The organism is Streptomyces sp. CA-111067 (assembly GCF_050956065.1).
Classification (GTDB): Bacteria; Actinomycetota; Actinomycetes; order Streptomycetales; family Streptomycetaceae; genus Actinacidiphila.
The window spans coordinates 4,801,278-4,813,425 of the sequence record NZ_CP192103.1 but is presented as its reverse complement, the minus strand read 5'-3'; the positions used below and the strand labels follow the sequence as shown (position 1 = coordinate 4,813,425).

Sequence of the window (12,148 nt, the reverse complement as noted above, 5' to 3'; positions counted from 1 at the left end):
TGGGGGTGGGGACCCGGGGGTGTCGGCGCGACCCGGTCGCGCGGCCCGGTCCCGCTGGGCCGGTTGAACCGGCTGAACCGTGGAGCCGACATCGTTGTCCTCCTTCGCGCTCCGCGCACGAGGCACGGCGCGAGCGGTCGCCCACCGAACGGATGAGAACTGGCGAACACACTGTTTAGCTTGCAATGAACAAAAGTCAAGAGATCTTTCAGGGCTCACGCTGAGTCGCACGGGGCGTCAGTTTGTTTGCGTGACACGGATATCCGCCTGTCGGGACGGACGGGGAGGGGCGCGCGTTCGCCCACTCGACCCGCTCAAACGGGGTGATAGCTGCCCGTTCCCCCCGTCTCGGGAGCGCCCGACCCCGCCGGGGCCCCGGCCTGCGCCGGAGGGCAGCCCCTATGCGCGGGGACGGGCGCAAACCCCGGCCAAACCGAGGGTCTTTTGACTAACTTCGTCAAAACTCTTTGCCGGAGCTAGCGAGTCGGTGCCACCGGCACGCGTCGGCACTTCGGACAGGACGCGGCCCGCTCGGCGCGCTCGTTCAGGAAGTCGGCGCACCAGGCAGCCGCAAGGGCGGCCACCACAGCGGCGGCGACCCCGAGCCCGACCGGGTGAATCGCAGCCGGCCACGCCACCAGCCGACGCCGGAGGCCGTTCCACGGGTGTACATCGGTGAAGCAGGGCCGGCGGCCGGTGGGGGCGTCCCCCGGGGCAGCCCCGTGAGCCCCGGGAGACGGGCAGGGGGACGGGAGGCGCACCCCGGTGCCGGTGGGGTGACCGGCCCGGGTGGGGGAACTCATCGGTCCGGCGGCGGTGCCTGCCATGACGGTCCGGGGCACGCAGGCGGTTTCTCGCGGGCAGCCCCGCCCGGGGGCCCGGTGGCAGCCCCGGTGGTGCCCGCGTGGTGTCGGCGTGGCACCGCATAGTGCCATGTGGTGCCATTAAGGGTTGCGCGTGGTGCCATGGTGGTGCCATCATCAAGGCATGGACCTCACCCCGTATGTCGACGCCCTGCGCCGCGAGCTCGCGGTGGCGGCGGAAGCCGGTGGCGACGATGCGCGCGAGCTGGCGGAGCGGCTGACCGCTCCGCTGGAGTCGGCGACCCGTCTGACCATGCTCAACGTGCTCTCCGCCGCCATGGACGAGATCACCCGCGAGCTCGCGCCCGGCTCCGTCGACCTGCGGCTGCGCGGGCTCGACCCCGACTTCGTGGTGACACCGGCGCCCTCCGGCGGGCCGGCCGCCGCGCCCGTCGAACCGCTCGCCGCCGCGCCGGCCGACGGGGACGAGGGGAACACCGCTCGCGTCAATCTGCGGCTGCCCGCCAATCTCAAGGCGCGGGCCGAGCAGGCCGCCGGGCGCGAGGGGCTGTCGGTCAACGCGTGGCTGGTGCGGGCGGTGTCGGCCGCCGTCGAGGGCGGTACGCGCCCGCGCCCGCCGGAGAAGACCCGCACCATCGGCCAGAGCTTCACGGGCTGGGCGCGCTAGCCGCGCACCCGGCACCCGCCCCACAGCTTCAGACGAACCCCTTCACGTCCCTGACCAGCGGGGACGGCCAGCAGACCCAAGAGGACGGGACGACCATGCCTACCTTCGACACCCCCGGACCGATCACCACCACCGCGCACATCGGCGCCGGCTCCATCCGTCTCACCGCGGCCGACCGCGCCGACACCGTCGTCGAGGTCCGGCCCAGCGACCCGAAGCGGGACAAGGACGTACGGGCCGCCGAGCAGACCGAGGTCACGTACGCGGGCGGCACCCTCGCCATCAGGACCAAGGAGCGCTACCTCATCGGCCCCTCCGGCTCGGTCGACGTGACCGTGGACCTGCCCACCGGCTCGCACGTCGAGGTGACGGGCTCGTGGACGCACGTGCTCGGCGAGGGCCGGCTCGGCGAGGTGCGGGTGAAGACCTCGTCGCAGGACGTCCGCCTCGACACCACCGGGCCGCTCCACATGACCTCCTCGCACGGCTCGATCACCATCAACCGGATCGACGGCCCGGCGGAGATCACCACCAGCACCGGCAGCCTGCGGGTCGGGCACATCGGCGGCACCGCCGTACTGAAGAACTCGAACGGTACGACGACCATCGGCACCGTGACCGGCGAGCTGCGGGTGAGCGGCACCAACGGCGGCATCGACGTCGCGCGCGCCGAGTCCTCCGTCACCGGCACCACCACCAACGGGCACCTGCGGATCGCCGAAGTCGGCGCCGGCGAGGTGCAGTTGGAGACGTCCAACGGGCCGATCGAGGTCGGCGTACGGGACGGCGTCGCGGCCTGGCTCGACGTCAGCTCCAGCCGCGGGCAGGTGCGCAACCGGCTGGACGCGTCCGAGGCGCCGGAGCAGGCCGAGGACACGGTCAGGATCCACGCCCGCTCCAACTGGGGCACCATCGACATCCTGCACGCCGGCGCCCAACAGGTCTGACGCTTCCGCCCTCCGGGCCCGGTGGTCCTGAGCGGACCGATCTGCCCCGCCGGGCCGGTGGCGGAGCGCGGCCCCGTCGCGGCTGACCGCGCGCCCGCGCGGCGGCAGCCGCAGACCGAGCACGGCCCCGCGCGCCCCATCCCGACTCCCCCACCACTTCGTTCTCGAAACGGACACACCCATGCCTTCATCTGTCATGCCCACGTCCAGAAAACCGACCGAACCGCACGCCCCCGCCGCCGTCTCCGCGATCGGCCTGCGCAAGTCCTACGGCGACAAGACCGTCCTCGACGGCCTCGACCTGCGTATCCCGGCCGGCTCCGTGTTCGCCCTGCTCGGGGCGAACGGCGCCGGCAAGACCACCGCCGTGAAGATCCTCTCCACGCTCATCACCGCCGACGGCGGCCACGCCCAGGTCGCGGGCCATGACGTCGCCGGCTCCCCGGACGGGGTGCGCGCCGCGATCGGCGTCACCGGGCAGTTCTCCGCCGTGGACGGCCTGATCACCGGCGAGGAGAACATGCTCCTCATGGCCGACCTGCACCACCTGCCCCGCCGGGACGGGCGGCGGGTCGCCGCCGAACTCCTGGACCGCTTCGACCTCACCGACGCCGCCAAGAAGCCCGCCTCCACCTACTCCGGCGGCATGAAGCGCCGCCTCGACATCGCCATGACCCTGGTCGGCAGCCCGCGGATCATCTTCCTCGACGAGCCGACCACCGGCCTCGACCCCCGCTCCCGGCACAACACCTGGCGCATCATCCGCGAGCTGGTCGCCGGCGGCGTCACCGTCTTCCTCACCACCCAATACCTGGACGAGGCCGACGAACTCGCCGACCGCATCGCCCTGCTCCACGACGGACGGGTCGCCGCGGAAGGCACCGCCGAGGAGTTGAAGCGGCTCATCCCCGGCGGCCACGTCCGGCTGCGCTTCACCGACCCCGACGCGTACGAGTCCGCCGCCTCCGCGCTGCGCGAGGTCAGCCGGGACGACGAGGCGCTGGCGCTCCAGGTCCCCAACGACGGCAGCCAGCGCGAACTGCGCACGCTGCTCGACCGGTTGGACGCCGCCGGCATCGAGGCCGACGAACTGACCGTGCACACCCCCGACCTCGACGACGTCTTCTTCGCCCTGACGGCCGGCCCGGCCGGCCCGAACAGCCCGGCCGGCACCGGCACCGGCCCCGCCGACAACCCCAGCACCGTCCCCAACCACCCCAAGGACGCCGCCCGATGAGCACCCTCGCCCTCGCCGTACGCGACTCCACCACGATGCTGCGCCGCAACCTGCTGCACGCCCGCCGCTACCCGTCGATGACCCTGAACCTGCTGCTCACCCCGATCATGCTGCTGCTGCTCTTCGTCTACATCTTCGGCGACACGATGAGCGCCGGCATCGGCGGCGGCGACCGCTCCGACTACATCGCCTACCTCGTCCCCGGCCTGCTGCTGATGACCGTCGGCAGCACCACCATCGGGACCGCCGTGTCGGTCTCGATGGACATGACCGAGGGCATCATCGCCCGCTTCCGCACCATGGCCATCCACCGCGGCTCCGTCCTCGTCGGACACGTCGTCGGCAGCGTGATGCAGGCGGTGGCCAGCGTGGTGCTGGTCGGCGCGGTCGGGGTGGCGATCGGGTTCCGCTCCACCGGCGCCGGCGTCCTGGAATGGCTGGCGGCCTTCGGGCTGCTGGTGTTCTTCACGGTGGCGCTCACCTGGATCGCGGTCGGCATGGGCCTGATCAGCCCGAGCGCGGAGGCGGCGAGCAACAACGCGCTGCCGCTGATCTTCCTGCCGCTGATCAGCAGCACGTTCGTGCCCGTGCACGCGATGCCGGGCTGGTTCCAGCCGATCGCGCGGTACCAGCCGTTCACCCCGGCCATCGAGACGCTGCGCGGCCTGCTGCTCGGCACGGACATCGGCGACAACTGGTGGATCGCCCTCGTGTGGTGCGCGGGCCTGACGGTGCTCGGCTACCGCTGGTCGAAGGCGGTGTTCCAGCGCGACCCGAAGTGACGGACCCGGGCCGGCCCCGGCCCACCCCCGGCCCGGCCGCCGGCGCCCCAGCCCGACGCCCCCGCGCCCCGGCGCGTGCCGATGACGCGCGCGATGATCGGGATATCGTCCGGAGTGGTGACGCGCCGACCAGGCGACAGGGCCCGCCGGGGCCCCGCGGGGAGAGGATCGAGATGGCCGAACGGCAGCATGAGGCAGCGCGGCTCGCCGTGGTGGTCGGCGCGCTCGGCGTCGTCTTCGGCGACCTCGGGACCAGCCCGCTGTACACCCTCCAGACCGTGTTCAGCCCGGACGACCCGCACCCCGTGCCGGTCTCGCAGCGCAACGTCTACGGCGTCGTGTCGCTCGTCTTCTGGTCGGTCACCGTCATCGTCACGGTCACCTACGTCCTCCTCGCGATGCGCGCCGACAACGAGGGCGAGGGCGGCATCATGGCGCTGATCACCCTGCTGCGCCGCGGGAAGGCGAAACGGGGCCGGCGCACGGCCCTCGTCCTGGTCGCGCTGGGGATCTTCGGCGCGTCGCTGTTCTTCGGCGACAGCATGATCACCCCGGCGATCTCGGTGCTGTCGGCGGTCGAGGGGCTGAAGGTCGTCGAACCGTCCCTGCACGAGGCCGTCGTGCCGATCACGGCGGCGATCATCGTGGTGCTCTTCCTGGTGCAGCACCGCGGAACGGCCGCCGTGGGACGGGTGTTCGGGCCGGTGATGATCCTCTGGTTCACGGTGATCGGCGCCTGCGGGATCAACGGCATCGTCGACCACCCGAGCATCCTCAAGGCGCTGTCGCCCACGTACGCGCTGGGCTTCCTGTTCGGCCACTTCGGCACGTCGTTCTTCGCGCTGGCCTCGGTGGTCCTCGCCGTCACCGGCGCCGAGGCGCTGTACGCCGACATGGGGCACTTCGGCCGCCGCTCGATCACCCGCGCGTGGGCGCTGCTCGTCCTGCCGGCCCTGGTACTGAGCTACTTCGGCCAGGGAGCGCTGGTGCTGGCCGACGAGCACAACGTCAGCAGCCCGTTCTTCCTGCTGGTGCCGCACTGGGGCCGGCTGCCGATGGTGTTCCTGGCCACCGCGGCCACGGTGATCGCCTCGCAGGCGGTGATCACCGGCGCGTTCTCGGTCGCCTCGCAGGCGGCCCAACTCGGCTATCTGCCAAGGCTGCGGATCGCGCACACCTCCGAGTCGACCATCGGCCAGATCTACGTACCGCTGGTCAACTGGCTGCTGATGGTCTCGGTCCTCACCCTGATCTTCGCCTTCCGCAGCTCCACCGCGCTCGCCGCCGCCTACGGGATGGCCGTCACCGCCACCATCGCCATCACCACGCTGCTGTTCTTCTACGTGGCACGCACCAAGTGGGGCAGACCGCTGTGGCTGGTGGTCACCGGGGCGACCGTCCTGCTCGTCATCGACCTGCTGTTCGTGGCCGCCACCTTGACCAAGCTGATCCACGGCGCGTGGCTGCCGCTGCTGATCGGCCTGTGCGTGTTCACCGTGATGACCACCTGGCAGCGCGGCCGGCAGATGGTCACCAGGGAGCGGGCCGAACGCGAGGGCTCGCTGCGGGAGTTCGTGGAGGAGCTGCGGCACAGCCCGACGCCGGTGCTCCAGGTCCCCGGCACGGCCGTCTTCCTCAACCGGGACAAGCGCACCACGCCGCTGGCGATGCGGGCCAACGTCGAGCACAACCACGTACGGCACGACCAGGTCGTCATCCTGTCGATCGAGACCAAGCCGGTGCCGCGGGTGCCGGAGGCCGACCGGATCCTCATCGACGACCTCGGGTACAGCGACGACGGGATCATCCATGTGACCGCCAGGTACGGCTACATGGAGAGCCTCGACGTGCCCGGCGCGCTCGCCGCCCTCGACCCGGCGCGGACCGAGGGGCCGCTGGACCTCGGCGAGGCGTCGTACTTCCTGTCGAAGATCGAGCTGCACCGCGGCCCGGCGAACGAGCTGCGGCCGTGGCGCAAACGGCTGTTCATCGCCACGTCCTACATCACGGCGGACGCCGCCGAGCACTTCAGCCTGCCGCGCGAGCGGACGATCATCATGGGCTCGAACATCGAGGTGTGATCGTCCGCCCGCGGGCAGAACGGGTCAGCCGTCGTTCTCCGCCGACGGGATGTACGCGCCCGGCACCTCGTCGGGCGCCAGGATCTTGCTGTCACCGGGGTACGGCGTCGTCCAGTTGTGCGTCTGGTACCACGTGAAGCGGTCCATCTGCTCGGGGTTGGCGTAGTCGGGCACGGCGGTGGGGCCGGTCAGCCGCTGGTGCGACTTCCAGCTGTTCCACTGCGCCGCGATGCCCTCCTCGGGGGCCGGCACGGAGAGCGTCTTCGGCACCGGGGCCGCGTTCGGGTCCTGCGCGGCCGGGGTGTCGACGCCGCAGGTCGGCGCGGTCTTCAGACCGTCGGTCAGCGACGTCCTGTTGGGGACGGCGTTGAACGGGGTGTAGTCCGGCTTGTTGGTGAACGCGCTGAACATCGGGGTGGCCGCGCTGTCCTTCTGGTTCATCGGCTTGATCCCGAGGATCTGCTCGATGGTGCGGACCATGGTGATCTGCGAGTAGTAGTGGTTGTCCACCGTGCCGTGCTGGGCGTACGGGCTGATCACCTGGACCGGCGCGCGGTGGCCGTCCACGTGGTCCAGGCCGGCCTGCGAGTCGTCCTCCACGACGAAGATCGCGGAGTCCTTCCAGTCCTTGCTGTGGCTGATCTGGTCGACCATCTTGCCGACCGCGAGGTCGTTGTCGGCGACGGCGGCGGCCGGGCTGGTCGGGCCGCCGGTGTGGTCGTTGGAGAACCAGAACATGTTCAGGTCCGCCGCGCCGCTCTTCTGGAAGTCCTGCTTCCAGACCTGCTCCTTGTACGTGTCGGGCACGTCCAGGTCGAACAGCGGGAAGCCGGGCACCGACACGTCGTTGAGCGACGGGATCGCGGAGCCGGTCTTGATCGGGTAGGCGCTGGGGGCGCCGGTGCTGTCCATGGTCTTGGTGTCGCAGTACAGGTTCTGCCAGGTCGCGCCGGCCGGCTTGCTCTCCAGCGACTGGAACTCCCCGTAGTCCTTCACGGACTTGCCGGCCGCCTGCGCGCCGGTCCAGATGAAGCCGGTCTTCTGGTGGCCGAGTACGTCGTTCTCGGTGTCGTAACTGCGGGTGTACTCACCGGCGGAGGACTCGGTGTACTCCGGGTTGTCGGACTGCATCAGCCAGTTGTGGCCCTCGGCGGAGTTGGTGCCGACGTCGTAGAAGTTGTCGTAGAGCCCGAACTGCGCCGCCAGCGCGTGCTGGTTGGGCGTCACGTTCGCGCCGAACTGGGTCAGCGCCGGGTCGCCGTCGCCCTGCGGCATGTCGCCGAAGACCTGGTCGTAGGTCCGGTTCTCCTTGACCAGCAGGAAGACGTGCTTGATCGTCGACGGGTCGCCGATCCTGGCCGGCACCGGTACGGGCTTGGGCTGGTGGCCCTTGCCCTTGTTCTTGGACGTGGCCGAGGCGGTGTCGACGGAGTCGCGGTCCCAGCCGTTCTGCTGGAAGACCTTGGCCGTCTGGTCCCTGATCACCCGGTCGCTGGGCAGCGTGAACTGGGTCAGGCTGGACGTGGTGTCGTGGGTGCCGTGCCCGGCGGCCGTGGTGGGCCGCAGGGCGTCGATGCCACGGGTGTTGGAGACCACGACCTTCTTGCCGACCGTGGTGATCTCGGCCGGGAAGTAGTCGGTCGGCAGCAGCCCGACGTAGCTGACCGGCTGCTGCGCGCCGGAGTACCGGTAGACGGCGACGGCGTTGGCGCGGCCGAGGGTCACCAGCAGGCGGCCGTCGTCGGTGAGCGTCACCGCGTTGGGCTCGTAGCCGACCGACGCCTCGGGCCACGGCTGGGTGGAGATGGTCTGCACGACCCGGTCCCGGCGGCTGTCGATGACCGACACCTTGTTGTCGGCGGTGTCGGTGACGAAGACCGTGCCCTTGCTGGCGTACACCGCGGTCGGGTGCAGGCCGACGTCGATGGTGCCGACGGTGGCGGACGGGTCGGTCACCTTGATGACGCTGACCGTGCCGGTGGTGGAGGCGCCGGTCTTCGGGTTGGCCGGCACATCGGTGCCGTAGGAGTTGATGGTGGTGTCGCCGGCCTTGGCCGCCCGGCCGCCCTCGTTGCTGACGTAGAGCTTGCCGCCGACCAGCGCGAGGCCGCGGGGGGCGGTGCCGACCGTCCAGCTCTGCTTGATCGCGCCGGTGGCCGCGTCTATCGCGACCACCCGGTTCTGGCCGTTGACGGCGGAGTAGACGGTCGAGCCGTCGGCGGCGAACACCGCGGCGCCGACCAGCGCCTGCTTGCTGCCGTCGGCGGCGATCGGCACGGCCACCGGGGCGGCCAGCGTGCCGTCGGCGTTCACCGTGAACTTGGTGTAGCCGTCGGCCTGTCCGAGCCACAGCTGCTTGCCGTCGGGCGAGTACGTCGGGCCCTCCTGGCCGACGGCGACGCTGGTGATCCGCAGGCCGTCGGCGGCGTTCGTGCCGATCTTCTGCTTCACCTGGCCGGACTTGAGGTCCACGATGACCAGCGCCGCGTCACCGTCGGTGACCGCCGCCGCCATCGTGGCGCCGTCCGGGCTGACCACGGACGACATGATCTTGCCGTCGTTGATCACGCTGCGGGTGCCGTAGGGCTTGATGTACTGGTCGTCGGCGACGACCTGGCCGTTGCGGGTGGTCTGGCCGACCTGCTGGGTGCCGAACTGCTGCGTCGAGGCGACCGCGGTGCCCGTGACGCCGAGGGCGACCGCGATGCATGCCGTCACCAGGGCGCCTCTCCGGCCGACATGCCGGCCGAGCAGGTTGATCTGCGGCTTCTCGTCGATCCGCCGCTGCCTTTTGACCTGCATCGCGTTATCCCTGTCCCTTCGAGGAGGTGTGAAGCAGCTCGACATTGCCGTCGAACTGCCACAGCGGGTTCGGTGCGTCGCCGTGTGCGGTGCGCACCTGGAAGTAGCCGTTCACTTCCTTCGGTCCGTCGCCGTCGGCGACGTACCGCCCGTCAGAGGTGATGTCGAGCTGGTAGACGGCCGTGCCCGCGACCTGCACGCCGGGCAGGTGCCAGGTGACGACGCAGCGCCAGTCGTTGCCCGCGCCTTCGTCGTCGGTACGGTCGCCGCCCTTGTCGCAGGCCGCCGACACCCGCAGTTGAGCCTCGGTGACGGCGGGGCGGTTGAGCTCGGCGGTCTGCATCCGGTACAGGTGGCCGAACACCGTCGACAGCGACGCCTCGACCTTCGGCCTGTCGATGCCCGACCCCGTGGACGGGGTCGCCAGGCCGATGGCCGCGACGGTGGCGGCGGCCAGCGCCACCAGCGGCACGAAGCCGGTGATGACGGCGCGGCGGCCGGAGTTGTCGTGGGTGAGGTTGGTGAAGTCGCGGCGCAGGAACAGCAGATAGGCGATCAGCGTGGCGAGTACCGCCCACAGCAGGCTGATCACGATGCCGATCAGCAGCGGTTTCGTCTGCCCCGGGGCGGTGAACAGGCCGTTCCAGGCGATGAACGCGTAGCCGGGCAGCGCCATCCGCACCGCGACCGGCAGCGGCAGCATCTGCGCGAGCTGCATCACCAGCGCCGCAACCGCGGGCAGCAGCAGGCCCATCGGGGACCGTCCGAGCGCGACCGAGCCGATCAGGCCGATGCCGGCGAGCGCCAGCGTGGGCGCGATCACGCAGGCCCAGGCGAGGAAGACCTCGCCGGCGGCGTGCGAGGGCGACAGCAGATGGCCGTCCAGGCCGACCAGCGACCGGTTGCCGACAGCCAGCAGGCCGCCGACCGAGCCGGAGGCGGCGAGCCCGACCAGCATCAGCAGGATGACGGTGAGGCTGGCCAGCGCCTTCGCGGCGAAGATCCGCCGCGGCGACCTGACCGCGACCAGCAGGTGCCGCCAGGTGCCGAGCCGGTCCTCGGAGGCGAAGACGTCGCCGGCGACCACCGAGGTCAGCAGCGGCAGCGCCCAGGTGCCGGAGAAGCCCAGCACCACCAGCGGTCCGGCCCAGCCGGTGGCGTGCATCCAGCGGCCGAAGAGGGTGTCGGTGGGCAGCGTGCTCTGCTGGCTCACCGCGGCCACGAACAGCGCGGGCGCGATCCAGCAGGCCAGCACCAGGAGGCGGATCCGCCACTGGGAGAACTGCTTGACCAGTTCGAAGCGGTAGGCGCGGGGGACGGAGACCGGGCCGACGCGCACGGCCGCCTCGTCGTCCTCAACTGCCCTGGGAGGTGCGGTCGTTGTCATCGGGCGGTCTCCTGCTGTTCGGTCAGGGCGAGGAGCGCGGCTTCCAACGGCGAGACGACGGACGCGAGTTCGCGCAGCGCTATGCCGTCGCGCACCAGGCGCGAGACGAGTTCGTCGAGCGCGGGGGTCCGGGCGCGGACGATCAGCGCCTGCGCGCCGCGCCACTCCACGCCGTCCTCGACGACGTCGATCCCGTCGGTCGCGTCGGCCAGCAGGCGGGCCTTGCCCGGGTCGGAGGTGAGCAGCCGGTAGTCGAGCTCGCGGTTCTCCGCGACCAGCTTGCCGAGCGGGCCCGAGAAGACCACCCGGCCGACGGACAGGATGGTGACCTCGGAGCACAGCGCCTCCAGGTCGTCCATCCGGTGGCTGGACAGCACCACGGCGGTGCCCTCGGCGGCGAGCCGGGTCAGCACGCCGTGCACGTGCCGCTTGCCCGCCGGGTCGAGGCCGTTGGACGGCTCGTCCAGCACGAGCAGCCGCGGCTTGGTGAGCAGCGCGGCGGCCAGGCCGAGGCGCTGCCGCATGCCGAGCGAGAAGCCGCGGGCCCGGTCGTCGGCGACGTCGGTGAGCCCGACCTCGGCGAGCGCGGCGTCGATCCCCGCGGCCGCCGGGTCGCTGCCGCGCAGCGCGGCGAGCGCGGCGAGGTTCTGCCGCGCGGTGAGGGAGGGATACAGGCCCGGGCCGTCCACGAACCCGGCCACCCCGTCAGGAGCGGCGTAGGCCCGCCCGACCGGCGCACCCAGGATCTCCAGCTCGCCGCCGTCGGCGACGGCCAGCCCGAGCAGCAGGCCGAGCAGCGTGGTCTTCCCCGCGCCGTTCGGCCCGACGAGACCATGGATCTGCCCCCGTGACACATCCAGGTCGATGCTGTCGAGGGCGACGACTTCCCCGAAGCACTTGGTGATTTCCCGCGCGCGGACGGCCTGCTGCGTATCCATAGGACCCTTCTCCCAGCACCTACGGAGACTGTAGGGAGGCGGTAAGACGGGGGTACGGAAGCAGAGTTGAACGTTCGGGGAACGGGAGGCGACCCGCACTCGCTGCACTATTGCCCCGGCAAGGTCGCGCCCCGTGAGGCGCACGGGGCACCCGGCGAGGTGTGCGCCCCGTGAGGCGCGCGGCGGACCCCGGCGAGGTATGCGCCCCGTAGGGGCGCGGGGAACTGCGCGCTCAGCCAGAGCGTGCCCGCAGGCGACCGACCGCCAAGCCCCTTCCGGCAGTTGCCGGACCACCGGCCGGTGGTGGGCTGGTGGCGCAGTTCCCCGCGCCCCTGGTGATGCCGGGGTAAGTCGCGCCCACGCGGCGGAGCCGCACATCGACAACAGCCCCGCGCCCCTGGTGATGCCGGGGCACACCGCGCCCACGCGGCGGAGCCGCACATCAGACACAGCCCCGCGCCCCTACGGGGCGCAACCTCGCCG

General features: G+C 71.4%; 8 protein-coding genes. 5 read left to right on the top strand and 3 right to left on the bottom strand.

Features of this window, described 5'->3' with window-relative positions:
- Positions 1-987: 987 nt before the first annotated feature.
- From ACQPW6_RS20975 to ACQPW6_RS20955, 5 genes are all read left to right on the top strand, one after another.
- Positions 988-1,491, top strand: coding sequence for a hypothetical protein (locus tag ACQPW6_RS20975; protein WP_433891197.1), 504 nt, complete (start codon positions 988-990; stop codon positions 1,489-1,491).
- A gap of 95 nt (positions 1,492-1,586) precedes the next feature.
- Positions 1,587-2,438: a DUF4097 family beta strand repeat-containing protein gene (locus ACQPW6_RS20970; protein WP_433891196.1), complete on the top strand. Its 852-nt coding sequence runs from the start codon at positions 1,587-1,589 to the stop codon at positions 2,436-2,438.
- A 196-nt stretch (positions 2,439-2,634) separates the two neighbouring features.
- Positions 2,635-3,675, top strand: a complete 1,041-nt coding sequence (locus ACQPW6_RS20965) for an ATP-binding cassette domain-containing protein (RefSeq protein ID WP_433894607.1) — start codon at positions 2,635-2,637, stop codon at positions 3,673-3,675.
- Positions 3,672-4,457, top strand: coding sequence for an ABC transporter permease (locus ACQPW6_RS20960; protein WP_433891195.1), 786 nt, complete (start codon positions 3,672-3,674; stop codon positions 4,455-4,457). Before ACQPW6_RS20965 ends, ACQPW6_RS20960 begins: the two co-directional genes overlap by 4 nt.
- Positions 4,458-4,630: 173 nt before the next feature.
- The gene (locus tag ACQPW6_RS20955; protein ID WP_433891194.1) at positions 4,631-6,538 is read left to right on the top strand and encodes a potassium transporter Kup; all 1,908 of its coding nucleotides are present in this window, start codon (positions 4,631-4,633) and stop codon (positions 6,536-6,538) included.
- Positions 6,539-6,562: 24 nt separating this feature from the next.
- Here the strand turns inward: ACQPW6_RS20955 and ACQPW6_RS20950 are convergent, their stop codons facing one another.
- The 3 genes from ACQPW6_RS20950 to ACQPW6_RS20940 are packed head-to-tail and all read right to left on the bottom strand — an operon-like array spanning position 6,563 to position 11,665.
- Positions 6,563-9,340: a phosphoesterase gene (locus ACQPW6_RS20950; RefSeq protein ID WP_433891193.1), complete on the bottom strand. Its 2,778-nt coding sequence runs from the start codon at positions 9,338-9,340 to the stop codon at positions 6,563-6,565.
- A 4-nt stretch (positions 9,341-9,344) separates the two neighbouring features.
- Positions 9,345-10,727, bottom strand: a complete 1,383-nt coding sequence (locus ACQPW6_RS20945) for an ABC transporter permease (protein ID WP_433891192.1) — start codon at positions 10,725-10,727, stop codon at positions 9,345-9,347.
- On the bottom strand, positions 10,724-11,665 hold the full coding sequence (locus tag ACQPW6_RS20940; protein WP_433891191.1) for an ABC transporter ATP-binding protein: 942 nt from the start codon (positions 11,663-11,665) through the stop codon (positions 10,724-10,726). Before ACQPW6_RS20940 ends, ACQPW6_RS20945 begins: the two co-directional genes overlap by 4 nt.
- Positions 11,666-12,148: the final 483 nt, after the last annotated feature.

Bases quoted from the DNA above. Each gene is read 5' to 3' on its own strand.
- ACQPW6_RS20955 (WP_433891194.1), top strand. From the start codon at position 4,631: ATGGCCGAACGGCAGCATGAGGCAGCGCGGCTCGCCGTGGTGGTCGGC.
- ACQPW6_RS20965 (WP_433894607.1), top strand. From the start codon at position 2,635: ATGCCCACGTCCAGAAAACCGACCGAACCGCACGCCCCCGCCGCCGTC.
- ACQPW6_RS20940 (WP_433891191.1), bottom strand. From the start codon at position 11,665: ATGGATACGCAGCAGGCCGTCCGCGCGCGGGAAATCACCAAGTGCTTC.
- ACQPW6_RS20960 (WP_433891195.1), top strand. From the start codon at position 3,672: ATGAGCACCCTCGCCCTCGCCGTACGCGACTCCACCACGATGCTGCGC.
- ACQPW6_RS20950 (WP_433891193.1), bottom strand. From the start codon at position 9,340: ATGCAGGTCAAAAGGCAGCGGCGGATCGACGAGAAGCCGCAGATCAAC.
- ACQPW6_RS20970 (WP_433891196.1), top strand. From the start codon at position 1,587: ATGCCTACCTTCGACACCCCCGGACCGATCACCACCACCGCGCACATC.
- ACQPW6_RS20975 (WP_433891197.1), top strand. From the start codon at position 988: ATGGACCTCACCCCGTATGTCGACGCCCTGCGCCGCGAGCTCGCGGTG.
- ACQPW6_RS20945 (WP_433891192.1), bottom strand. From the start codon at position 10,727: ATGACAACGACCGCACCTCCCAGGGCAGTTGAGGACGACGAGGCGGCC.